We start from the raw sequence: 25,351 nt of genomic DNA, 5'->3' as shown, positions 1-25,351 counted from the left end.
CAAGAAGACCGAGAACAACACCGCCCCGGAGCCGGCGACCACCGCCTCGATGTACATGCGCATCGTGCGCTCGGCCGACAACGGCAAGTGGCAGCAGTTCTACTCGTTCGACGGCCAGCAGTGGACGAAGAACGCCGACTTTGTCTTCGACATGAACGTCAAGCGGGCCGGCGTCTTCGCAGGCAACGTGCGCTTCCGCAACGCCATCCCGGCGCACACGGCCGTCGTCGATTACTTCATTAACACTGCCGCGCCGATTGCCAACGAGGATGCGCACTATCAGGTGGGCGTGGAAATCGAAGGTTCCGGCGTGGTGACGGCCGATCCGCAGCGGCCGGGCTACTACTGCGGCCAGCAGGTGACACTGACGGCGCAGCCCGCGATCGGCTGGACGTTCGTCGGCTGGAGCGGCGACACCACCGGTACCAGCCCGACGCGCACGATATCGGTGACGAAGAATATGGCGATCACCGCCCGGTTCGTTCAGGGTGATGGCGACTTCCGAATCTTAGCGCCCTTCATCCTAAGGTAAGAGCGAATGATAAGTAGCGACTGACAGGAGGCGCGCACTCACGCAGAGCGCGCCGAGAAAAGCCGAGAACGCCAGGAAGCGTCGCTTCCTTGCGTTCTTGGCTTCCTTGTGCGCCCCTGGCGTGAGTTGCCTCACCCCGGCGCTCGTCGTTCGTAGTTCGAGGAGAGTTAGACACATGAACAAGCACGCAAGGCTATTCTTGCTCCTGGCATCGCTGATGATGACAGCCTTGATGGTGGGTGGGGCGTGGGCGGCCGAGGCCGATCTGCTCCCTACCGCGCTGCCGCAGGGCCAAACGGCCCCAACGGACGAGGGCGCCATGCCGCCTCTGGAGGGCGGAACGATCAAGACGCCGCAAAATCAGCTTCCCGGCCGGCCGGCGGCCGACCAACCGGGAACGCTCTTCCAGTCTTCGCCGGACGCGCCGGTGATCACGCTCTGGTATGGCCCGACGCAGACGTTCGGCCCCAAGGGCGACCCGCAGAAGTGGGTCAACATCCTGGGCAACGTCAGCAGCGCCGTGACCATCAGCAGCGTGTCCTACTCGCTCAACGGCGGGCCGGCCATGCCCGTCCCCCTGGGGCCGGATAACATGCGGCTGGCCGGGGCGGGCGACTTCAACATCGAGTTGGATTACACCGACTTGCAGACCGGCGCGAATCAACTGGTCATCACCGCGGTGGACGCCAGCCTGGCCCCCACCCAGGCGGTAGTGACGATTAACTACAACAGCGCCCCGGCCTGGACGACGCCACAGACCATCACGGTCAACTGGGCCGGCGCGACCAAGGTCAGCGACGTGGCCCAGGTAATCGACGGCCTGTGGGCCATCGACAACGGCGGCGCGCGGCCGACGGTGTTGGACTTCGACCGGCTCATCGGCATCGGCGACATGTCCTGGCGCGATTACACGGTGACCGTGCCCATTACCGTCTTCGGCATTGACGCCGAGGGGTACAAAGCGCCGTCGAACGGCCCCGGCGTGGGCGTACTGGTGCGCTGGCAGGGGCATTACGCGGCCTCCGAGGGCGAATCGCCGCGCACCGGCTGGCGGCGGCTGGGCGGCCTGGGCTGGTATCGCTGGAAGAAAGATGGCGCCGTGTACAGCGAGGGCCTCCAGTTGTTGGGTAACAAGGGGCAGCTCATCGGCGAGAGCACCCGCACGCTGAACGTGGGCACGACCTACATCTTCAAACTTGCCATCCAGTCCAACCCCAACCCGGTCAAGCCCGCGATCTACCGCTTCAAGGTCTGGCCGGCCAATGGGACGGAACCGGCTACCTGGGACGTGGAAGGGCAGGGCATCAACGGCGAGCCGCGCAGCGGGTCGTTGATGCTGCTGGCCCACCACGTGGACGCGCGCTTCGGCGCGGTGACGGTGGAACTGAACAGCATCCAGCCGCAGCCCAAGCTGACCATCAGCAACTCCGGAACCGGCACGGGCACGGTGGCCGCCGCGCCCACCAAGACGACCTACCGCTTTGGCGAGGACGTGACGCTGACGGCCACGCCCGGCGCAGGCTCGACGTTCGAGGGCTGGTTGGGCGACCTGACCGGCACGGCCAATCCGGCCACGTTGGAGATGTTCGGTGACCGGACAGCGACGGCGCTATTCATCAACCCCACCGTGCAGACGCCCATCTCCGACGACTTCAGCAGTTGCCAGTTGAACACGCAGCGCTGGACCTACATCAACCCGCTGGGTGACGCGACGCTGAGCATGACCGGCTCGCAGGTGCAGATCAACGTGCCGGATGGCATCGGACACGATGTGTGGATAAGCGGCATCAACGCGCCGCGCATCATGCAGTATGCCGAAAATGAGGACTTCTCCTTCGACGTGAAGTTCGACTCGGCCATGAGCCAGAAGAACCAGGCCCAGGGCGTCATCGTCCAGGGGGACGAGGGCGATTTCCTGCGCTTCAACTTCCTGCATGATGGCAAGACGTACCGCGTCCAGGTCTACACCTTTCTCGACGGCGCGCTGACGAACCACGCCAGCATCGATAACCCCATCACCATCGCGCCGCCGATGTATCTGCGCGTGAAACGCATCGGCAACGTCTGGAACCTGCACTACTCGTCCGACGGTGTGAACTGGCCTCTGGTGAAGGGTTTCACGTTTGAAATGGCCGTATCTTCTTACGGCCCCTACGTCGGCAATTCGAGCAAGAACCCGGCCATGGTCGGGCTGATCGACTACTTCTTCAACACCAACAGCCCCATCGTGCCGGAAGACGCGGCCCGCAAGCTGAACGTCACCACGACGGGCAGCGGCGCGGTGGAGCGCCTGCCGAACAAGGAGAACTACGCCTGCGACGAGTCGGTGACGCTGACGGCCGTGCCCGGCGACGGCTACAAGTTCGACTCCTGGAGCGGGGCGCTGAGCGGCAACACCAACCCGGCCACGCTGGTCATGAACGAGACCAAGAACGTCACGGCCAACTTCGTCCCCGCCGCGCAATACACGGTCACCGTCAGCGCCAGCGGCCCCGGCGCGGTAGTCAGGTCGCCCGACAAGCCGACCTACACTGCCGGTGAGGAAGTGACCATCACCGCCACGCCCAGCCTGGGCGGCGCGTTCACCGGCTGGAGCGGCGACGCCACGGGGACGACCAACCCGCTGGTCATAGAGGTCAGCCAGAACACGACTATCGTGGGCAACTTCGCCGCCGCGCCGCCGCGTACACTGACGGTGACGACGGTCGGGCCGGGCACGGTGGCTAACAACCCGCCGGGCACAAGCTTCGTCAGTGGCACGCAGGTGACGCTGACGGCCACGCCAACGGGCAACGCTGCCTTCGTAGGCTGGAGCGGCGCGCTGAGCGGCGACGCCAACCCGGCGACGATCATCATGGACGCCGACAAAGCGGTCACGGCGACGTTCAAGGAGAACGTCTACAGCCTGACCCTCTCGCCCGGCCCCAACGGGACGATCGAGGCCGTGCCCAGCAAGCCGCTCTACTACGATGGCGAGACGGTGACGCTGACGGCCACGCCGGCGCTGGGCTATTCCTTCGCCAACTGGACGGGCGACCTGAGCGGCTCGGCCAATCCGGCCACGCTGGTGATGACCAAGAACGCCACCGTAGGCGCGGTGTTCGTCTCCGACGGGGGCTATCCGGTCAACGTGGCCGTGGTGGGCCAGGGCACGGTGGTGAAGAACCCGCCCAAGGACGAGTATGGCTTGGGTGAGCAGGTCATCCTGACCGCCACGCCGGCCGCCGGGAAGGAGTTCGTCGGCTGGAGTGGCGACCTGACGGGCAGCGTCAACCCGGCGACCATCACGGTCACCGGCGAGATGAACATCACCGCCACCTTCGGCGAGCCGGGCGTCTACAGCCTGACGCTGCTGCCGGGGGCCAACGGCAGCATCAGCGCCGACCCGCAGCGGCCGCTTTACGCGGTGGGCGAGCAGGTGACGTTGACGGCCGAGCCGGCGCTGGGTTACATGTTCACCGGCTGGGGCGGCGACGCCACGGGGACGACTAACCCGCTGATCATCAGCATGGATGGCAACAAGACCATCTCGGCCACCTTCGCCGTGGCTCCGCTGTACACGGTCAACGTGACATCGAGCGGCAACGGCGACGTGGCGGTGGATCCGCCGGGGACGCAGTTCCTGGCCGGGACGGTGGTGACGCTGACGGCGACGGCCGACTCCGGCTATGTCTTCGCCGGCTGGAGCGGCGACCTGGTCAGCAACGCCAACCCGTACCACCTGACCGTGAACGGCAACAAGAACATCGTCGCCAACTTCACCGACGCGACCGGGCCAGTGTCGGATGACTTCGACAGCTGTGCGGCGCTCAGCACGATGTGGTCGTGGGCCGACCCCCTGGGCGAGGCCAACTACACGATGACCGGCACGCAGCTCAAGATCGCCATCCCCTCCGGGTTTGACTACGAGGTCTGGACGGCCGGCAACAAGGGCGCGCGGATCATGCAGGAAATCGAGAACACCGACTTCGAAGTGAGTGTGCGGATGGAGTCGGCGGTGCTGCAGTCGGGTCAGGTGCAGGGCATCCTCGTCGAGGCGAGCGAGCAGCAGTTCATCCGGTTCGACTTTTACCGGGATGAAGAGGCGCTGAAGCTGTTCGCCGGACGGGTGGACAACGGCGCGCCGCGCATCTTCAAGAACAAGGAACCAGATGAAACGTTGCTCGCGCAGAACGCATCGGTCATGTATCTCATGGTTCGTCGAACCGGGGATGAATGGAAGTTGTTCTACCGCAGCGACGTCACCAAGCCATGGACCAACTTTGTCAAGTTCTATTACGGCATTGACGCGCAACGTATCGGCGTGTTCGCGGGCAGCCAGCAACCGAAAGCGGGCGCGCCGCCAGGCCACACGGCGCTGTTCGACTTCTTCTTCAACACGGACTCGCCGATCAGCCCCGAAGACGCCAACGCGCCAGGGCTGTCGGTGGTGACGGCCGGGCAGGGGACGGTGACGCCGACCCCGCCCGCCCCCTACACGTGCGGCCAGCAGGTGCAACTGCGGGCCACGCCGCTGACCGGCTGGCAGTTCCAGGACTGGAGAGGCGACCTGACCGGCTCGCTGGCGACGCAGACGCTGACCATCACCAAGAAGCATGCGGTGACGGCCACGTTCGTCCTGCGCAGCCGCTACGACCTCTTCATGCCCATCGCCATTCGTTAGGTCGCTAGAAACCGGGTTTCTTAGAGCGAGGCCCGCTTCGCCGAAACCCGGTTTCTGTGTACGACCGCACTTAAGAGGCATCGTAAGCGAAGCTGATTACTCTGTAGCATAGTAGAAAGCGGATGAGGGCCGTGGCGCAGGTTGCTTAACCTGCGCCATAGCCCTAAACCAAGCACATGGCAGTGAACAAGATGGCAAGCCACGAGTAAGGAGCCCAGACAGTGGCCGGGCTGTCGCGATAGAGCGCAGGTTAAGAAACCTGCGCCACGATGTATCAACCCCTTTATTGGTAGAGCACGCTGATAGCGCGCGTAAACACGCGGCGCGTCTGGACGCGCGGCAAAGCAGGACGGCGGCACGGAGCAAACGAAGTTCTCTTCCCTAGCCCCTGGCCCCTAGACCCTAGTCCCTATCTTGGAACGAGGCAACAAATGTTGAGGAACAAAGCGCAGTACACAATCCTGTTCCTGGCCATGACCATTATGGCGGGGCTGCTGCTGGCAGGCCCGTCAGGGGTCAAGGCCGGCATTTACAATTCGAGCAAGCAGGTCACCTACAAGGAATACTGGGTTGACCACAAACAGTTCACCGGCGGCTGCAATGACGATGGTTCGCCGACGAACCCCAACGGATCGTGGTACGTGGAGCCGGGCGGCATAAATTACAAGTGCCCGAAGACGCTCAGCTTCTCGCTGCCGGATGACTTCAGCAACGCGGTGAAAGTGGAGATGTACCTGGACCTGTGGCGGGCCTACGACTCGCGCGGGCTGCGGTACAAGCTTAACAATGGCACCGTCAACAGTGTGCCGGTCGGTTGGGACTGGAGCCGGACGCCCTGGGTGGCCGAAGTTGATATGACGGAGTTGAACCAGGGCAACAACACGATCACCTTCACCGCTCTGCGGCCGACGCACATTCACGACATCGGCTTCCGCATCTACTACACCAACGAGAACCCCCTGCTGCCCGGCCCGGGCAGCGACGTGGAACCCCCCACCGGGCAACTGACCAGCATCAAGGACGACGGCGCCGCGGTCGGCCCGGACGCGGGCGGTACGCTGACGGTCAACGGCGACAAGCTGACGCTGACGGCCGACTTCTCGGCCGATACCAAGTACATCGAGTTTCATGCCTGGTACGAGGGGTACGACGAGGACAACGACGGCGAGTTCCGCGACTGGCACAACCTGGGCCGCAACAACTGGTGGCCGGGCGGCTTCGAGCCGAAGGACACCGGCGGCGTGATCAACCACATCGGCACGATCAAGCCCAAGGCCGACGTCACGACGGCCACCATCACCTGGGATATCCCCCACGTCACCAACCAGCCGGTAATCAAGTTCAAGATCCGCGTCGTGGACGCGGCGGGCAACGTGCGCGAGGCGGCCGGCGGCGAGTCGGCTGAGTTCAAGTTGATGCGCACTGCGCCGGTCAACGCCTTCATCATCCACGACTTCACCGACTTCGGCCTGCACATGGACGCCAAGCGGCCCGACGAGGTCAGCTATGACTTCCGCATGCCGGCGTCCGTGGCGACGTACTTCACCAACGCCTTCCTGGTCGGCGCGTACTGGCGCAACCCGTACTTCTCGATCAACGGCAGCAACCCCTCCTACGCAAACCCGAACCCGCCGGACGACCACTGGAAGCTGGGCGTCAAGACGTTTAACAAGTCCTACCTGGTTCCCAACCTGAATCGCATCACCTACTCCTATTCCGGCAGCGGTCCCGGCAACTTCGTCGAACGGCCTGGCCCTATGTTCGTGCTGCGCCGTTCAACCGGCGGGGCGGACAACACACCCCCTGTCGTCAGCAACCAGGCCCCGCTGCCCAATGCCGTCAACGTTGACACCAAGTCACCGCTCGTCGCCCACGTGGGCGATAGCGAGTTCGGTGTGGACTGGACGACGGTCAGACTGACCGTCAACGATCAAAACGTGACCGACAAGGCCAAGTTGCAGGGGACGATGGGCGAATATCGCCTGGTCTACAAGCCGGCGGGCAACTTCGCCTTCAATACCGAGTACAACGTCAAGATCGAGGCCTGCGACATGGTGGGCAACTGCATGTCGCCCGTGACCTACAAGTTCACGACGGCCGCGCCCGACACGAACCCGCCGGTCATCAGCAATATCGTCGTCGTGCCGCTGGCCAACGGCGCCAACATCACCTGGAATACCAACGAGCCGGCTACCAGCCGCGTGGACTACGGCAAGACCAAGAACTACGAGCTTGGCTTCAAGGAAGACAACGTCCTGAAGACCAGCCATAGCGCCGAGATTCGCGGCTTGCAGCCCCAGACGCTCTACAACTTCCAGATCAAGGGTATGGACGAGCAGGGCAACACCGGCCAGTCGGGCAACCAGACCTTCACGACCACCGAGTTGGGCGAGATCGTGTCCGACGACTTCAACTACTGCCAGCTCAACCCGATGTGGACGGAAGTCGATCCGAAGAACGACACGACCGTCATGCTGTCGGGCGAGACGATCACGCTGACCACCCCGGCCGGCAGCGCCCACGACTGGACGGCCGGCGGCCCGCCGCGCTTCATGCAGGTGGCTAACGACGGCGACTTCGCGGTCGAGATCGAGTTCGAATCGGCCATCACCGCCGTAGGCCAGATTCAGGGCATCCTGATCGAGGAAGACGCCAACAACTACGTCCGTATCGGCTTCGAGCAGCACGCCACCAAAGGCCCGATCCTGTTCGCACGTTTTGTGGCCAACGGGACCAGCGTCAAGGACGTGACGCGCGAATACCTGCCGCTGGGCATGACCTCCACGCCGCCGTTGCTCAAGGTGACCCGCACCGGCGACACCTGGACGTGGTACTGGAAGGCCAGCGAGGCCGACACCAAGTGGACGCGCAGCAACCCGGATTACGTCTTCGACATGTCGGCGCTGAAGATAGGCTTTTACGGCGGCAACTCCGGCGCGGCGGCCCCCGGCCACTCGGCGACCGTGGACTACTTCTTCAACTCGGACACGCCCATCGTCCCCGAGGACGCCGCCCCGATGAACATCAACGTCACGACGGTCGGCACGGGCACGGTCACGAAGATCCCCGATCAGACCCGCTACCTCTGCGGCGATCTGGTGACGCTGAGCGCCACGACGATCCCCGGCTGGTCGTTCGACAGCTGGAGCGGCGACGCCACGGGAACCGCGCCGACGACCTCCGTCACCATGGACGGCGGCAAGAACATCACCGCGACCTTCACCGAGGATCAGTATCTCCTGAACGTCGTCTTCAGCCCGGAGAACGCCGATGAAGCCGGCAACGTCGTGACCAAGTCGCCCGACCAGCCCACCTACGTCTACGATGACGTGGTGCAGTTGACGGCCGATCCCGCGCCGGGCTGGAAGTTCATCGCCTGGAGCGGCGCAATCACCAGCCCGCTGCCCACCGCGTCGATCACGATGCGCAAGGACGAGACGGTGACGGCCACGTTCGAGCAGGAGAAGTACAGCCTGATTCTGAACGTCACCAACAACGGCATCCCCGGCGCTTCGGGCGGCTCGACGACTATCTCGCCGCTCAAGGCCACTTACGTCTATGGCGACGAGGTGACGCTGACGGCCACAGTCAACCCCGGCTGGACGTTCGGCGGCTGGAGCGGCGGAACCACGTCGTCTCAGTTGACAACGACGTTCACCATCACCGGTAACACCGTGGTCAATGTGACTTTCAACCAGATTCAGTACACGATCGACACTGACGTCATCAGCCTGGGCAAGGAAGGCGTCGGCGGCCAGATCGTGCTGAATCCCAACAACCCGACCTACGTCTACAACCAGCAGGTCGTGCTGGCGGCGCAGGCCAACGCCTGCTGGACGTTCACCCGCTGGGAAGGCGACGTGACCGGAACCGAAGCGACGAAGATGATCACGATCACCGACAACGTGAACGTGACGGCCGTCTTCACGCAGAACAAGCACACGCTGACGGTCAACCCCGTCGGCCCCGGCCAGGTGACGCGCTCGCCGAACCTGTCCGAGTACTACTGCGGTGACGAGATCACGCTGACCGCCACGCCGGCGCAGAACTACTTCTTCTCCGGCTGGAGCGGCGACCTGACCGGCGGCGAGAACCCGCTGACCTTCGCCATTGAGAAGAACATGGCGGTGACGGCGACCTTCTCCGACAACCCGCCGCCGACTGTTGACCCGATCCCCGACAAGGCGGTTATCATCAACCAGCCGGTGACCTTCCAGGTGAAGGCGGCCGACCCGCGCGGCGAGAAGGTGACGCTGAAAGCCGAGGGCCTGCCCGCCGGCGCAAAGTTCACCGATAACGGCAACGGCGTGGGGACGTTTAGCTGGACGCCAAGCGTCTCCCAGATGGGCGAGTACAGCATCATCTTCATCGCCACCGACCCACTGGGACATCAGGGCAGCCAGACGGTGATCCTCACCGTCAGCGGTAAGGCAGTCGTCCTGCCGTTCGTGATTCGCTAGGACTGGCAACCACGGATTTCACAGATTACACAGATGATTGTTCAAGAGAATCTGTGTAATCTGTGAAATCTGTGGATTCTCTTTATTAAGGAGTGGACAAGGCATGAAAGTAGGCATTCTGGCCGGCGGACACGGCACTCGTCTGGCCGAAGAGACAGAGATCAAACCCAAGCCGATGGTAGAGATTGGCGGCCGGCCCATCCTGTGGCACATTATGATGCACTATTCCTGCTTCGGCCACCGCGAGTTCGTGATCGCGCTGGGCTACAAAGGCGAGGTCATCAAGCGCTACATGGTGGACTACTGCTCGCTCAACAGCAACATGACCATCAACCTGAAGAACGGGCAGGTGGATTTGCACGACACGGACGGCGTCCAGGACTGGACGGTGCAGCTGATCGACACCGGCCTCAACACGATGACCGGCGGCCGGATCAAGCGCTTGCAGCCCTATATGGGCAACGAGACTTTCATGCTGACCTGGGGCGACGGCGTGTCCACTGTGGACTTACAGCAGCTATTGGCCTTCCACCGCGCCCATGGCCGGCTGGCGACGATGACGGCCGTGCGCCCGCCCGCCCGCTACGGCCACATGGAGTTCGACGGCGACCGCATCCGCGAGTTCACCGAGAAGCCCCAGACGGCCGAGGGCTGGATCAACGGCGCGTTCTTCGTCATGGAGCCGCAAGTCTTTGATTACATCGAGGGCGACGACACCCAGTTCGAGAAGGAACCCCTGGAGCGCCTGGCCGCCGACGCCGAGTTGATGGCCTACAAGCACGATGGGTTCTGGCAATGTATGGACACCCGGCGCGACAAGCACGTGCTGGAGAAGTTGTGGGACAGCGGGGAAGCCCCCTGGAAGATCTGGTAAAAAGGACGGAGTGGAGAGATATCATGCGCGTTTTGGTGACTGGTCATAATGGTTATGTGGGCACGGTTCTGGTGCCCATGCTCCTGAAAGCGGGGCACGACGTGGTCGGTCTGGACAGCAACCTGTACCAGGCGGCGACGTTTGGCGAAGAGAATGAGACGAGCACGATTCCGGCGCTCAACAAGGACGTTCGCGACGTGACCCACGAGGACCTGGACGGCTTCGACGCCATCCTCCACCTTGCCGGCCTGTCCAACGACCCACTGGGCGACCTGAATCCGGAACTGACGTACGAGATCAACCACCGCGCCTCGGTGCGGATGGCCGAGATCGCCAAGGAATTGGGCGTGGAGCGGTTTATCTTCTCCTCGTCGTGCAGCAACTACGGCGCGGGCGTGGATGACTGGCTCAATGAGCAGTCGGCCTTCAACCCGGTGACGCCCTACGGCCGCTCGAAGGTCATGGTGGAGCAGGACGTGGCCAAGCTGGCCAGCGACGGCTTCAGCCCGACCTTCCTGCGCAGCTCCACGGCCTATGGCGTTTCGCCGCGGCTGCGCTTCGACCTGGTGCTGAACAACCTGACGGCCTGGGCCTACACGACGGGACTGGTCTACCTGAAGAGCGACGGCACGCCCTGGCGGCCCGTCGTCCATATCGAGGACATGGCCCTGGCCTTCGTCGCCGCCCTGCACGCGCCGCGCGAGTTGATCCACAATGAGGCGTTCAACGTCGGCCGGCCGGAAGAGAACTACCGCATCCGCGAACTGGCCGAGATCGTGGCCGAGACCGTGCCGGGCAGCCGCGTGGAGTTCGCCGAAGGGGCCAGCCCCGACAAGCGCAACTACCGCGTGGACAGCGGCAAGATCGCCCGCGTCCTGCCGGAGTACAAGCCGAAGTGGACGGCCCGACTGGGCGCGCAAGAGCTGTACGAGGCGTATCAGCGGGTCGGCCTGCAACTCGAGGAGTTCGAGGGGCCGCGCTACCGCCGCATCGATCATATCAAGCTGCTGATGGCAAGCGGCCGCCTGGACAACCATCTGCGCTGGCGCGAAGCCGTCCCGGCCTGAGCGTTAAGAGATTGGCTACGGATTTTCACGGACAATGCGGATTAAGAACGGATTGAATCCGCATTGTCCGTGAAATCCGTAGCCATTCATGTGTGAAGTCGCTATGGCAATCTATAAGAACGAAACCACCGACCGGATTTCCGGTTCGGACAAGCTCGAAACCATCCTGGCCTTCGGCGAGACGCCGCTGGCCGACCGCCTGCTGCGCGCCGACCAACTGGACGAGCCTGACCTGAAGGCCCCGCTAACCCTGGTCTTCTGCCCCGACTCGTCGCTGGCGCAGATCCGCGAGACGGTCAACCCGGAAATCCTCTTCTACGCCGAGTACCCGTACTTTTCATCCGTCTCCCCATCGCTGCTGAAGCACTTCCGCGAAAGCGCCGAGTACATCATGGACACGCGCCCGCTGAACGGCGACAGCCTGGTGATGGAAGCGGCCAGCAACGACGGCTACCTGCTGAAGAACTTCGCTGAGCGGGGCATCCCCGTGCTGGGCATCGACCCGTCGGTTGCCCCGGCCACGGCGGCGCAGGAAGCGGGCATCCCCACGATGATCACTTTCTTCACCCGCGACCTGGCCCAGCAGCTCAAGGCCGAGGGCAAGTCGGCCGACGTCTTCCTGGCGAACAACGTGCTGGCCCACGTGCCCGACCTGAACGGCTTCGTCGCCGGCATCAAGACCATCCTCAAGCCGGCGGGCGCGGCGGTTATCGAGTGCCCCTACGTGGTTGACCTGGTCGATCACGTCGAGTTCGACACCATCTACCACCAGCACCTGTGCTACTTCTCGATCACCGCCCTGGACAAGCTGTTCCGGCAGCACGGCCTCTACCTGAACGACGTGAAGCGCACCAAGATTCACGGCGGCTCGCTGCGCCTCTTCGTGGAGCCGCGCGAGAACGTCGGCCCGGTGGTGCGCGAGCTGCTGGCGACGGAGGCAGAGCGCAAGGTCGATCGCATCGATTACTACCTCGACTTCGCCGACCGGGTGCAGCACGTCAAGGACAGCCTGCTGAGCATCCTGCGCGACCTGAAGGCGCAAGGCTGCCGCATCGCCGCCTATGGCGCGGCGGCCAAGGCCACGACGATGCTGGCCTACTGCGAGATCGATTCGTCGCTGGTGGATTACGTGGTGGACCTGAACAAGTTCAAGCACGGCCGCTACATGGGCGGCAACCATCTGCCCATCTATCCGGTCGAGAAGCTGCTGGAAGACCAACCCGACTACGTGCTGTTGCTGGCCTGGAACTTCGCCGAGGAGATCATGCGCCAGCAGTCGGCCTACCGCGAGGCGGGCGGGCGGTTCATCATCCCTATCCCTGAGCCGCGCATCGTATAAGAAGGGAATCCGCAGATTTGGCAGGTTAGGCAGATTTAAACAGGCATGGCTACTTCATCCTCCACATCACCGCGACGGCGGGGCGGGCTGCGCGGACTGGCGCGGTCGGGCAAGGGGCTGGCCGTCTCCCTCCTGGGCGAAGACCGCTTTCTGACGGCGCGCGCCGGGGCGCAGCTCTGGCTGGATCGGCGCAAGGGCAAGCAGTTGCTCATGGTGCACACGATGGGTAAGGTCGGCTCGACAACCGTCGCCTACTCATTGAAGACGCGCCGCATCCGCCGGACGATGGCGATGTACCAGCCGCACTTCGTCAGCGAAGAAGGCATGGCCTTTGCCGAGCGTCTGTCAAGTGAGGGTGTCGGCGGCTGGGATCGACTGACGAGTAAGGAGCGGCGCGGCTTCCTGCGCAACCATCTGCTCAACCAGGAGCTGCGCCGCATGCGGGCCTCCGGCGAACGGGTCAAGGTCATCACGATGGTGCGCGACCCGGTGGCGACCAACCTGTCCGGCCTCTTCCACAACCACATCTGGTGGCCGGCCGACGTGAAGGCGCTGTGCGCCGAGCACTCGGCCGGCTGCCTGGACGCGCTGTGCCAGTACTTTCTGGCCCGTTACCCCCACGACGTGCCGGAGACGTGGTTCGACATGGAGGTGCGGACGCTCTATGGCGTGGACGTTTACACTGAGCCGTTCGACCACGAGCGCGGCTACCACATCTATCGTAGCGACTTCGCCGACGTGTTGCTGCTGAAGCTGGAGAAGTTGAACGAGTGCGCGCCGGCCGCCCTGCGCGACTTCCTGGGGCTGGAGGATTTCCAACTGGTGGAGAGCAACACGGCCGAGGATAAGTCCTACGCCGACCTCTACAAGCGCTTCCGCCGCGAGGTGGCTCTGCCCGAAAGCTATCTGGACGCGATCTACGGCACGCGCTTTAGCCGCCACTTTTACACCCCGGCCGAGATTGATGCTTTTCGGCGCAAGTGGCTGGCCCCGGCCGCGACGCGCCCGGCCCCCGCGATGGCGTGATGAGCTGACACCATGCCCCAGTCCAACCTCCGCAAGCGGGCGACACGCGCGACGATGCGCGCCTATCACGGTCTGCGCCACCGCGCACAGGACGCCGGATTGCTGCCGGCTGGCGCCGATTACACACGCTTCATCTGCATCGGTTACGCTCGCACCGGCTCGACGCTGCTGATGCGCTCACTGAACAACCACAGCCGCATCGTTGGCTTTGGCGAGATCGTCAAGAACGTCGACCGCTATCCCCAGCACTACCACGAGTTCGAGAACAGCCAGGCCCTCTTCGAGGCCGATCCGGTGCGCTTCCTGAGCGACAAGGTCTTCCGCAAGTACCCACCCCAGGTAGATGCCGTCGGCTTCAAGATCTTCTACCACCACGCCCCGCGCGACACGGCCTGGGGGCAGGGGGTATGGGATTACCTGCTGGGCCAGCCCGACTTGAAGGTCCTGCACCTGAAGCGGCGCAACCTGCTCAAGACGCTACTCTCGGAGAAGCAAGCGGGCGAGACGGAGGAGTGGATCAAGTACTCCGGCAACGGCGCGGACGCGCCGGTGACGATCGACCCGGCCGAAGCAGAGGCGTTCTTCGCTCGCATGCGCGCCTGGGAAGCGGAGTACGACACGCTCTTTGGCAACCACGCGCGGCACGAAGTGATCTACGAGCAGCTGACCCGCGACCTGCCGGGTGAGTTAGCGCGCATCCAGACCTTTCTCGGCGTGCCCCACGAGGCGCTTAACCCCGGCACGGAGAAGCGACCGGGTCGCACCCTGGCCTCCCAGATCGCCAACTACGCCGCGCTGAAGGCGCGCTTTCAGGGCACGCCCTGGGCGGCGTTCTTCACCGAGTAGGGGCGCACCTGTGTGTGCGCCCCAGGGCAGACCGGCGTGTGCGCTCCAGGGCAGACCTGTGTGTGCGCCCCAGGGCAGACACGCAGGTCTGCCCCTACTTCGTTTAAGGGTAAGGGTCGCCGCCCTGCGTGGGGCTGGGCACGTCTGACGGAGAACACGCCAGCGCCTCGTAGAGCAGTACGTCGTCGTGCCCCCAACCGATGGAGACGATGTCCCCGTCCCCGTCGCCGTCCACGTCCGCCAACTGCGCGCCGTCGTGGTGCTCGTGGCCGGTGGCGACGAGGTGTTGTTGCCAACTGCCGCCGGCGTTCTCGAAGATGAGGACGCGCCCCTCCTCCGGATTGGTCAGGTTGTGCTCGCCCACCACGACGTCCGCGTCGCCGTCGCCGTCCAGGTCGCCCACGTCCAGGCTGTGCGGCCCGATGACGGTGGCGATGACGTGCTCCGTCCAGGGCTGGGTGCGGTCTTCCGGCGCTTCGTACCAGGCCACCACGCCCGGCCGGTTGATGGCCTCGTAGCCAACGATGGCGTCGAGCCGGCCGTCGCCGTTCACGTCGGCCAGGCGGTTGCGGTCGGGCGCGGCATCGGTCTTGAAGAGCGTGTGCGCGCTCCAGCCGGCGGCCGTGTTCTCCAGCCAACCGACGCCGAGCAGCAGGTCGGTATCCCCGTCGCCATCGATGTCGCCGGCCGAGAGCTCTTCGCCGAGCGTGACTGGCGACGCTTGCGCCAACGTCCAGCGCTCGGCCGACGGGTCGGCCGGGATGGTCAGGCTCTCGATGCCGCCGGTGTGGTCATGCCACGAGAGCATCACCCGGCGCGCACCGCCGAACTCGCCCAGAACTGCCCCCTGCAAGAAGTCGCCGCTGCCGGCGTCGATATTGTCCAGCATGGTGAACTCGCCCGCGCCGTCGTTGCGCGCCCAGACAAAGGCGTTGCCGTGTTGTTCCTGCGGGCCATTGTGCACGGTGCCGAGGATGTCGGCGTCGCCGTCGGCGTCGAAGTCGCCGACGACCGCCATCTGATTAAGCGGCGCGCCGATCTCCCGGCGCTCCCACGCGCCGCCGGCCACGCCGGGGTTGCGATACCACCACGCGCCGGCGACGATGTCCGGGTCGGTGTCGCCGTCCAGGTCGGCCGTATCGATGAAGACGGCGCGCCGCGGTCGGGCGTCGTCCACGAGGTGGGTCTGCCACGTCCAGTTCGTCAGCGGCCCGCACCCTAGATCGGGCTGACCGCCCTGGTTAAGCCAGACGTCAACGCGTGGCGTCTGCCAGGAGAAGGGCTTGCTGAGAATATCCAGGTCGCCATCCCCGTCCAGGTCGGCCAGCCGCGACTCGTGGTTGCCAAAACCGGACGAGACCGACTGGGTTGTGAACCCGCCCTCGCCGTCGCCATAGAGCAGCCATGCCTGCGCGTTGGGGTTGTGCCGCTCCGCTTCAGGGGCAAAGGCCATCTCGGCGATGAAGATGTCGAGCAGGTTGTCGCCGTTCACGTCGCCCAGTTCCAGCGAGTGGGCCTGTTTCACGGGATGCTCGAACAGATCGGCGCCGACCCAGGCGACGCCGTCCCACTCGTACCAGCGGGCGGGGCCGTCGGCGTCGCCCGGCGAGATGACCACTTCCAGCCAGCCGCCTGGTTTCACGTCGCCGACGGCGATGCGGGTCTGCTCCATGTCGGCAATCAGGTGCGGCTTGTAGGTGTTGCCGCCCTGATACTCCAGCCACCGCCCGCCGGCCACAATGTCCAGGCGGCCATCAACATTCACGTCTCCCTTGGCCAGCCCCTCGTAGCGGCCGGAACCGGCGACGTGGATCGGGCGCGCGCCGGGCCAGGGCCGCGCCGTTCGCGGGTTATCCGGTACGTCCACGGCAAACAGCCGCGACGCGCTCTGGTTCCAGTAGACGAACTCCACGGCCGGATCGTCGTCAAACTGGCCGAAGAGCATGTCGTGGTGGCGAGGTTGGCCGTTGTTCTTGATGGGTCGCCGCTGCCAGCGTTCTGCTGGGGCCGGATACGGATTCTCCCACCACCAGATGGCATTATCGCGGCCGTTGGCTCCCAGGGCGAGGTCGAGGTCGCCGTCGCCGTCGATGTCGTGCAGCGCCCCGCCAGCCTCGATAGGCAGGGCGTCGCTCTCGATGACGTGATAGGCCCAGCCGCCGCCAGCCAGCCGCTCATACCATTGCACTGAAGGGCCGGGCGGCAGGCGCGAGGCGATGATGAAGTCGTTGAGGCCGTCGCCGTTCAGGTCGCCGACGAGCGCCGCCGACTGTTCGACGCTGGGGCCGGGGACTGGCAGGTCGCCCTGCGCGCTGGACAGATGTTGCCAGTCGCGCAAGGGCGAGACAGGAGTAGCGCGGGTTTGAATGGCGGGCATAAACTGGACGGGGGCGCTCGCGGCCGGAGCGGCCTGCGCGCGATGCTCGCTATTCTGGTTATTCCAATAATTACCCAACACCCACAGGCTAAATAGAAAAATGCCCACAATCAGGCACAGTCGGCCGTTGGCAACGTGTTTCATGCGATCCTTTACCTCACGATGAAGTTAGAAGGGATGAATCTGAATGGAGGTAGCCGCGATGCAATCGATCCCTTATTACGGTACGCAGTTACCGGTACTCGTCTAGCGGTACACGAGCGGGCGGGGAAGCAACTTTCGAAGGGGAATCTCGTGTTTTAACTACTAGGCGAACAGCATAGCAGAAAATACTCTATTACGAAAGTACTAAGTAGAAAACGTAGGGAGGCTCTGAAGGAGCGTTAAGGTTGGCCGTAAGCGAGACAGCCTATGATCAAGGTGTCCGAATAGTGGAATTGATCGGAAGTTGCCGTATTTCCGGAGTAGGAGCGAACTGCGGGATCGGCCCACCAACGTAACCGGCGGCTTGGCCGCCACCTTGTATAGTCCGCGCGGAGCGTGGATGACAATGCATGGGGAGAATACACGTGAGTAAACAAACGATGCTGCGTTTCACTCTGACTGTTTGCGCGCTACTTTTCAGCGTCACGTTGCTATCGGCCGTCCCGCCGTTGGCGGCCGAAGGCAACGCCTTCAATCTGACTCTCAAGGTCGAGCCGGCCGGCAAGGGTACGGTGACGGTCAACCCGCCGGGGCCCTACAACGCCGGCGACGTCGTGACCTTGACCGCCACGCCCGCCACGGGCTGGCTGTTCGATAAATGGGTCGTCGCCAGCGATCTTGTCTGGTGGAACAACGACTGGGATTACCGCGTCGAGGTGACGGCCAACGCCGCCAGCGTTGCCCGCACCGACAAGCCGGCCGAATTTGACCTGAACTTCACCCAGATTTGGGCCTCGTTGGGCAAGACGGGCACACTGGATCCCAACTCGGTGCGCGTGGTCGAAGTCGATGCCAACGACAATGTCATTGACGCCACGGTGCCGTTCCAGTTCGACGAAGCGACCGACTTCAACGCCGCGACCAAGGCCGCCGGCACGGTGGTAGTGATCATGGAGGGCAACACGCCCGCCGGGGCCACGCGCCGCTACCACGTCTACTTTGACGTGACCGGCAAGGGCTTCGCCCCGCCCTCCGTCACGCCCCTGATCACCTTCAACGGCACTGCCACGGACGAAGGCATGGCCGCCTACCAGATGGATACGCCTGTTGGCACTTACTTCTATCACGTCAAGGGCGGCGGCTTCTCCAGCTTCAACGACCTGAACGGCAACGACTGGATTGCCTGGAGCAAGACGCCCGACGACGGCGGCGACTTCCGCGGCATCCCCAACGTCGTCCATCCCAACAATGGTGGCTTTTTCCACCCAGGCCGCAACGTGATGACCACCACGCTCCTGTCGGAAGGCCCGGTTAAGATCACCTTTGAGGCGTTCGAAACCAAGAAGCCGCCGGCCGGGCGCGATCGCTGGCGTGGACTGTGGGAGGTCTATCCCACTTATGTCACCTTCACTATGCTGCACGCGCCCTACAACTACTACTTCCTTTATGAGGGCACGCCCGGGGGTCTACTCCAGCCGACGACCGACTTCATCGTGCGCAACAACGGCGCCACCGGCGTGAAGACCAACGCCAACGTCGCCTGGGCCGTCGATATCCCCAATGAGGAGTGGGCCTTTGTCGCCGACCCGACCGTAGGCCCCACCGGCCGCGCCCTGTTCATGGTCAACCACACCGATGATACCCAGACTGACTACCACACCCCGCAAGGCAAGATGACCATCCTGGGCTTCGGTCGCAATGGCAACAGCTACCTGCTCGATAAGGCCATTGTGCCACGTACGTTCACGTGGGGCATCATGGACGTGATCGAGTTCGAAGCGTCCAAGCCGATCATCCACAACGCCTACAAGGAGATCGCGACGGCTGTCGGTGAGGCGGAGACGCGCGCCGGGGCGTCGCTGGGCAGCAACAACCCGGTGCAGTTCACCATCACCGGCAATCACACTATCACCGCCTACTTCAAGCCGGCGCAGTTCACCCTGACAACGAGCGTCAGCCCGGCCGGCATGGGCACGGTCACCAAGTCGCCCAACAAGGCCACCTACGATTACAACGAGGCGGTGACGCTGGCCGCCGCGCCGGCCGCCGGCTGGTACTTCGGCGGCTGGCAGGGGGACGTGACGGGTCTCACCAACCCGATCACCATCAACGTCACCAAGAACATGAACGTGACGGCCCTCTTCGTCCAGACGTTCAGCATTAACGCCAGCGTCAACCCGGCCGGAGGCGGTTCGGTGACACTTAACCCGCCCGGACCAACCTACACGCCGGGAACCCAGGTGACCGTACAGGCCACGCCCAACGACGGCTACGCCTTCACCGGCTGGAGCGGCGATCTGACCGGCTCGAATCCCACCGAAACGGTGACGGTTAATAAGAATCTGACGATCGTCGCCAACTTCGCCGCCGGGCAATACACCTTCAATGCCACGGCTGGCCCTAACGGCACGGTGAATTGGGCGCCCAAGAAGTCGCTCTACGCGCCGGGCGAGAAGGTCGTCGTCACGGCCACGCCCAACGACGGCTACTTCTTCTCCGGCTGGACAGGCTCGCTCACCTCGCCGCTCAACCCGCTGGAAGTGACGATCAACGGCAACACCAGCCTCACCGGCAGCTTTGCCCTCATCCAGTACTACACGGTTAACGTGACCGTACCGGGCGGCGGCGGCACAGTGACCAAAGAACCGGAGCAGGCGCAGTATGCCAGCAACACGGTTGTCAGGCTGACGGCCATCCCGGCGGCCAACAAGCGCTTTGCCGGCTGGAGCGGCGGCCTGACGGGCAACACCAATCCGGTTGACGTGACGGTGACAGGCAACATGGCTATCACGGCCACCTTCGTCGATGATGTCTATCCGCTCAACGTGAGCATTGTGGGACAGGGCTCGGTCGCCAAGCAGCCCGACAAGCCGGCCGGCTACTTCAAGGGCGACGTGGTGAACCTGACGGCGACGCCCGCCGCCGGCTGGAAGTTCGATAGCTGGTCGGGCGCGGCCACGGGGACGACAAACCCGACGACCATCGCCATCAACGGCGCTACCAACGTCACGGCCACCTTCGTCCCGCTGGGGCCGTTCACCCTGACGACGGCGACGGACGGCGACGGCAGCGGCGTCATCCAGATCGAGCCGGACAAGGACAGCTACGCCTGGGGCGAGGAAGTGACGCTGACGGCCGCGCCGGCCGGCGGCTCCGTCTTCGCCGGCTGGTCGGGCGACGTGGTCAGCAACGACAACCCGCTGACGCTGGTGATGGATGGCGACAAGAGCGTCATCGCCACGTTCAGCGTGCCCACCGGTCCGTTCACCGACAACTTCAACGCCTGCGACCTGAGCGATGTCTGGGGCGACCCAATCGACCCGGCCGGGAACGCGACGTTCACGACCAACGGTAAGCAACTGCTAATCGCCATCCCAGCGACGAATGAAGACCACAACATCTGGAAGGGCGTCAACAACGCGCCGCGCGTCATGCAGCCGGCCAGCAACACCAGCAACATGGAGATCGTCGTCAAGTTCGATTCGGACGTGACGCAGAACTCGCAGATGCAGGGCATCCTGATCGAGGAAGGCGCGCAGACGCTGGCCCGCTTCGACTTCAGCTACATGACTGTCAACGGCGTGTCGAGCGTCCACGCCTACGCGATGACGCTGGAAGATGGCACGGCCAAGAAGCGGCTTGACGTGGCGATCGACGCTGATGACGCTAACTACCTGCGCGTCACGCGCCGCGGCGACCGCTGGACGCTGGCCTACAGCGCCGACGCCGACGCCAACAATTGGAAAGAGGCGGGCGTCTTCACCTTTGTGATGAAGGTTAAGAAGGCAGGCGTCTTCGCCGGCAACGTACGCCCGACGGGGGCCACGACCGCGCCGGCCCACACGGCCATCGTTGACTACTTCCACAACACCGATGGGGCCGTGCCGGAGCCGGACGCGCCGCTGCTGGACGTGACCATCGTCGGCGGCGGCTCGGTGACGACCACGCCGCCGGCCGTCCAGATGGTCTGCGGCCAGACGGTTAGCCTCAAGGCGCAGCCCGGTCTGGGCTGGGTATTCGGCGGCTGGAGCGGCGACGCGACCGGCGCGCAGAACCCGGTCTCGGTGCTGCTGGACCAGCCGCGCGCCGTCACAGCCACGTTCACCGCCTTGCCGACGCGCTACATCGCCTTGCCGGTGATCATCCGCTAACCGCAGCGCCGCCTTCTAACCAGGTAATAAACAGCCGCCGGGTCCTTCGACCCGGCGGCTGTTGTGTTTCAAGAAATGGCTACGGATCAGGACGGATGCTACGGATTCAAGAGTAGCGCTGTATAAATCTGCCTAATCTGCAGATTCTTCATCTGAAAATCTCGACCGCCGCCTGCCGCAAGTCGACAAAAATGGGGTGGAGACAGCCAATCATGGCCGCTAGCCGGCCGGCCATCTCGGCCTGGAACGCCTCGGTCAGCGGCGCTTTGGGACAGACCTCGTAAATCTTTGTCCACCCCCGATCCCACATCTCCGCCTCGACCGCCTCGCCCAGCGTGGCCTTGATCTCGAACAGGTGGCGGCGGAAACCATCGAGCAGGAAGCGGTTGAGGGCGTGGTCGCGCGCCTCGCAGTGGAAGCCCAGCTCCCAACCTTCGATGGTCTGGCCCGGCCGGCCGCCCACCCGGCTGACCTCGTAGTGCAGCGACGGCTCGCCGTAGTGAATCTGGAGCAGTGTGTGCCACTGGATGCGGTACTGGAACCCCTGCAGCGGGGCGGGCAGCAGTGGCCGCAGGACGCCGGGCAAGCTTTGGACGAAGGCGGTGGTCGATAACGTTGTCATGTTGCTTATAGTATAATCCTGACCAGATGCTTTATCGAGTAGGGGTAAGGCGACCGGGAGACAGTGGATAACCGAGGGATCGGTCTCCCGGTCGCCTTACCCCTACACTCTGCCTGAACAATGACCAACAAGCAGCGCACCTGGGGCCAATTCGCCACCCCGATCGACGTGGCCGACCTTCTGCTCGGCTTCTGTCTGCGCCGCCCCGAAGATCGCGTGCTCGACCCCAGTTGCGGCGACGGCGCGCTGCTGAGGCGGGCCGCCCGCTGGCGGTCGTGGCTGGCCTCGGGCGATGACGCGCCGGCCGGCCGGCTCTATGGCGTTGAGCTTGACTCGGAGGCGGCGGCGATGGCCCGAACGGTGGCGGGCGCGACCATCCTCCATGCCAACTTTCTGACGCTCGAGCCTGGAAGCCCTCTCCCCGGCCCTCTCCCGGGGGGGGAGGGAGCAAGCATGCCCGGCGGGCGGGAAGACCCTCTCCCCAGCCCTCTCCCGGGGGGGGAGGGGGACGAGTGGTCGGGCTTCGACGCGATCATCGGCAACCCGCCCTACACGCGGGCCGAGTGGATCGGCCGGCTGGACGCGGCGGCCGGGGCGCAGTTGGCGCTGTTCTCCGACGAGCCGGCGGACGGGGCGGCGCGCCCCGCGCTGCTGCCGCGGGCGTTGGGCGCGGGTCTGGGCGGGCGGGCCGGGCTGCACGCCTACTTCTTTCTCCACAGCGCCGCTTTCTTGCGCGAGGGGGGCCGGCTGGGCTTCGTCGCGCCCAACGGCTGGCTCGACGTGGCCTACGGCGGCCCGTTGAAGCAGTTCTTGCTCGATCACTTCCGCATCCTGGCCATCATTGAGTCGGCCGTGGAGCGCTGGTTCGCCGCGGCCAGCGTCAACACCTGCGTCATCATCCTGGAGCGGACGGACGACGCACCGGCCCGCGCCGCCAACCGCGTCCGGCTGGCCCGGCTGCGCCAACCGCTGCGCGACCTGCTCGGCTACGAGGCCGACGACCCGCGCCGCCAGTCGGCCGTTGACCAGCTCATCGGCCGCCTGCTGCCGCCGGCCGACCGGGACACAGCCGGCGTGTCGGCGCGCGTGCGCCCTCAGGAGACGCTGGCCGCCGGCGAGCGCTGGGGGACGCTGCTGCGCGCCCCGGCCGTGTACCTGCGCCCGCCGAGCCGCCCGCTCGTCTCGCTGGGGGCGTGGGCGGCGGTGCGGCGGGGCTTCACCAGCGGGGCCAACAACTTCTTCTACCTGGATCGGGCGCGCGTCGAGCGCTGGGGCATCGAGCCGGAGTTCCGCCGGCCGCTGCTCAAGTCCTTGCGCCGCGTGGCCGATCTGCGCGCCGGCCGTGAGGAGTGCGCCCACGACCTGCTGACCATCCCGGCCGGGGCGCGGCTGGCCGGCACGGCGGCCGGCGATTACGTGGCCTGGGGCGAGGCGCAGGGCATCCACCGGCGGCGCACCTGCGCCGGGCGAACGCCATGGTACGCGCTGCCGGAAGCGGCTGAGGGCGGGTTGCTGCTGGCGAAAGGGGTCTGGCAGCGCCACTTCGCGCCGGTTGTGGTCGAGCCGCTGGTCGTGGATCAGCAGATCTACCGCGTCCGGCCGGACGATGAGATCGCGCCGGGGGTGGCCGCGGCGCTACTCAATAGCGCCTGGTTCGCGCTGCAATGCGAGTTACGCGGCCGAGTGAACCTGGGCGAGGGGGTGCTGTGGCTGGCAACCTATGAACTGGCCGAGGCGCTGCTGCCCGACCCGCGCACGCTGGACGCCGGGCAGCGCCGCGCCCTGGAAGACGCCGCCGCCCGGCTGGCCGCCCGGCCGCTGGGCGAGACGCCGGAGGAATTGGCTCGCGACGACCGCCGCGAGCTGGATGACCTGGTGTTCGATCTGGTTGGCCTGCCGGCCGCCGAGCGGGAAGCGGCGCGCGCGGCGCTGCTCGACTGCCTGGCCGGCCGGCGGCGGCGGGCGGGGCAGATCGGGGCTGAGGCATGACCGAGGCGTTGCGCGCCAAGTATGAGCACGTCTTTCGCGTGCTCAACGAGACGTATGGCCGGCCGGTCTGGCGCTCCCACGGGCCGCCGCTGGACGAACTGGTGGCGACTATCCTCTCGCAGGCCACGGCCGACGTGAACACCGAGCGGGCCTATGCCGAGTTGACCACCCGCTTCCCCACCTGGGAGGCGGTGCGGGACGCGCCGCCGGAAGCGGTCGTCGCCGCCATCCGCTCGGCCGGGCTGTCGAATACGAAGGGGCCGCGCATCCAGAACGCGCTGCGCCACATCGAGCGGGAGCGGGGGGAGTTGTCGCTGGACTTCCTGGGCGATCTACCGCTGGAGGAGGCGATGGCCTGGCTGACGCGCATCGAGGGGGTGGGGCCGAAGACGGCGGCGATTGTCCTGTTGTTCTCGCTGGGTCGCCCCGCCTTCCCGGTCGATACGCACGTCCACCGCGTCAGCGGCCGGCTGGGGCTTATCCCGCCCAAGACGAACGCGGTGAAGGCCCACCCCCTCCTGGAGAGCCTGGGCGCGCCGGAGACGTATTACCCGATGCACATCAACCTCATCCGCCACGGCCGGGAGATCTGCCGCGCCCGCGCCCCGCAGTGCCACATCTGCCCGCTGCAAGACGTGTGCGACTACTACCAGTCATTCGTGTGGCGCGCGGCCGATGGGTAGAAAGATGTAGGGGAGCTGGGGTGCAGGGGAGCCGGGGTGAACTCCACGCCCCCTGCTCCCCTGCACCCTTGCTCCCCCGCATTCTTTGCCTCTTGCGCGCAAAGGCGATTACAATACTCTTGTCCCAATCGGGAGCCGCGGCCGGAAGCTATGAGCGCGATACGCACACGCACCAACGAGGAATGGATCGAAGACCTGCGGGCCGGTGGCCCGCGGCGAGAGGCCGCCCTCGACGATCTGCGCCAGGTGCTGGCGACCGGTCTGCGCCGCGGCCTCCTCGGCCAGGTGGACACCAATGCGCCGGAGTTCGAGACGCAGGTGGACGACTTCGTGCAAGAGGCGCTGCTGAAGGTGCTCGACAACCTGGACAGCTTCGCCGGCCGCAGCCTCTTCACTACCTGGGCCAACAAGATCGCTCTCAACATCGGCCTGACTGAACTGCGCCGCAAGCGCTGGCGCGACACGTCGCTCGACCACCTGACCCAGACGGACGACGGCGACTTCACCCCCTCGTTCGTGGCCGATCCGGGGCCGCGGCCGGAGGAACTGACCGAGCGGCGCGAGTTGATGGCCTACGT

At 65.0% G+C, this 25,351-nt stretch carries 13 protein-coding genes and 1 pseudogene; 12 read left to right on the top strand and 2 right to left on the bottom strand.

Features of this window, described 5'->3' with window-relative positions; translation table 11 throughout:
* The 8 genes and pseudogenes from ACE3UY_RS18110 to ACE3UY_RS18075 all read left to right on the top strand — a co-directional run.
* A pseudogene (locus ACE3UY_RS18110) lies at positions 1-532 on the top strand (hypothetical protein); the annotation flags it as partial.
* A gap of 175 nt (positions 533-707) precedes the next feature.
* On the top strand, positions 708-5,195 hold the full coding sequence (locus tag ACE3UY_RS18105) for a DUF1349 domain-containing protein (protein WP_374688889.1): 4,488 nt from the start codon (positions 708-710) through the stop codon (positions 5,193-5,195).
* A gap of 431 nt (positions 5,196-5,626) precedes the next feature.
* Entirely contained in the window at positions 5,627-9,655 is a 4,029-nt protein-coding gene (locus ACE3UY_RS18100; RefSeq protein WP_374688888.1) for a putative Ig domain-containing protein, read from the top strand.
* A gap of 103 nt (positions 9,656-9,758) precedes the next feature.
* Positions 9,759-10,529 carry a glucose-1-phosphate cytidylyltransferase gene (rfbF, locus tag ACE3UY_RS18095; protein WP_374688887.1) on the top strand — a complete coding sequence of 257 codons (771 nt, stop codon included), beginning with the start codon at positions 9,759-9,761 and terminating at the stop codon, positions 10,527-10,529.
* Between the two features lie 23 nt (positions 10,530-10,552).
* Positions 10,553-11,596: an NAD-dependent epimerase/dehydratase family protein gene (locus ACE3UY_RS18090; RefSeq protein ID WP_374688886.1), complete on the top strand. Its 1,044-nt coding sequence runs from the start codon at positions 10,553-10,555 to the stop codon at positions 11,594-11,596.
* Positions 11,597-11,699: 103 nt separating this feature from the next.
* Positions 11,700-12,935, top strand: a complete 1,236-nt coding sequence (locus ACE3UY_RS18085; RefSeq protein WP_374688885.1) for a methyltransferase domain-containing protein — start codon at positions 11,700-11,702, stop codon at positions 12,933-12,935.
* A gap of 45 nt (positions 12,936-12,980) precedes the next feature.
* A complete protein-coding gene (locus ACE3UY_RS18080) occupies positions 12,981-13,961 on the top strand; it encodes a putative capsular polysaccharide synthesis family protein (RefSeq protein WP_374688884.1) in 981 nt (326 codons plus the stop codon).
* Positions 13,962-13,973: 12 nt separating this feature from the next.
* A complete protein-coding gene (locus ACE3UY_RS18075) occupies positions 13,974-14,807 on the top strand; it encodes a sulfotransferase (RefSeq protein ID WP_374688883.1) in 834 nt (277 codons plus the stop codon).
* Between the two features lie 103 nt (positions 14,808-14,910).
* Here the strand turns inward: ACE3UY_RS18075 and ACE3UY_RS18070 are convergent, their stop codons facing one another.
* A complete protein-coding gene (locus ACE3UY_RS18070; RefSeq protein ID WP_374688882.1) occupies positions 14,911-17,328 on the bottom strand; it encodes an FG-GAP-like repeat-containing protein in 2,418 nt (805 codons plus the stop codon).
* Between the two features lie 425 nt (positions 17,329-17,753).
* On the opposite strand from ACE3UY_RS18070, the gene ACE3UY_RS18065 reads away from it, so the two are divergent.
* Positions 17,754-21,479, top strand: coding sequence for an InlB B-repeat-containing protein (locus ACE3UY_RS18065; protein ID WP_374688881.1), 3,726 nt, complete (start codon positions 17,754-17,756; stop codon positions 21,477-21,479).
* A 148-nt stretch (positions 21,480-21,627) separates the two neighbouring features.
* Here ACE3UY_RS18065 and ACE3UY_RS18060 read toward each other — a convergent pair whose 3' ends face one another.
* Entirely contained in the window at positions 21,628-22,101 is a 474-nt protein-coding gene (locus tag ACE3UY_RS18060; RefSeq protein WP_374688880.1) for a hypothetical protein, read from the bottom strand.
* Positions 22,102-22,221: 120 nt separating this feature from the next.
* On the opposite strand from ACE3UY_RS18060, the gene ACE3UY_RS18055 reads away from it, so the two are divergent.
* The 3 genes from ACE3UY_RS18055 to ACE3UY_RS18045 all read left to right on the top strand — a co-directional run.
* The gene (locus tag ACE3UY_RS18055; protein WP_374688879.1) at positions 22,222-24,090 is read left to right on the top strand and encodes a class I SAM-dependent DNA methyltransferase; all 1,869 of its coding nucleotides are present in this window, start codon (positions 22,222-22,224) and stop codon (positions 24,088-24,090) included.
* Positions 24,087-24,773: an endonuclease III gene (nth, locus tag ACE3UY_RS18050; protein ID WP_374688878.1), complete on the top strand. Its 687-nt coding sequence runs from the start codon at positions 24,087-24,089 to the stop codon at positions 24,771-24,773. Before ACE3UY_RS18055 ends, nth begins: the two co-directional genes overlap by 4 nt.
* 150 nt (positions 24,774-24,923) lie before the next feature.
* Positions 24,924-25,351: RNA polymerase sigma factor (locus tag ACE3UY_RS18045; RefSeq protein ID WP_374688877.1), on the top strand; the 428-nt coding region annotated here is incomplete at its 3' end.

The organism is Promineifilum sp. (SeqCode), from assembly GCF_041918635.1.
Lineage (GTDB): Bacteria > Chloroflexota > Anaerolineae > Promineifilales > Promineifilaceae > Promineifilum.
The sequence above is the reverse complement of the archived record's forward strand: the minus strand, read 5'-3'. Positions and strand labels throughout refer to the sequence as shown.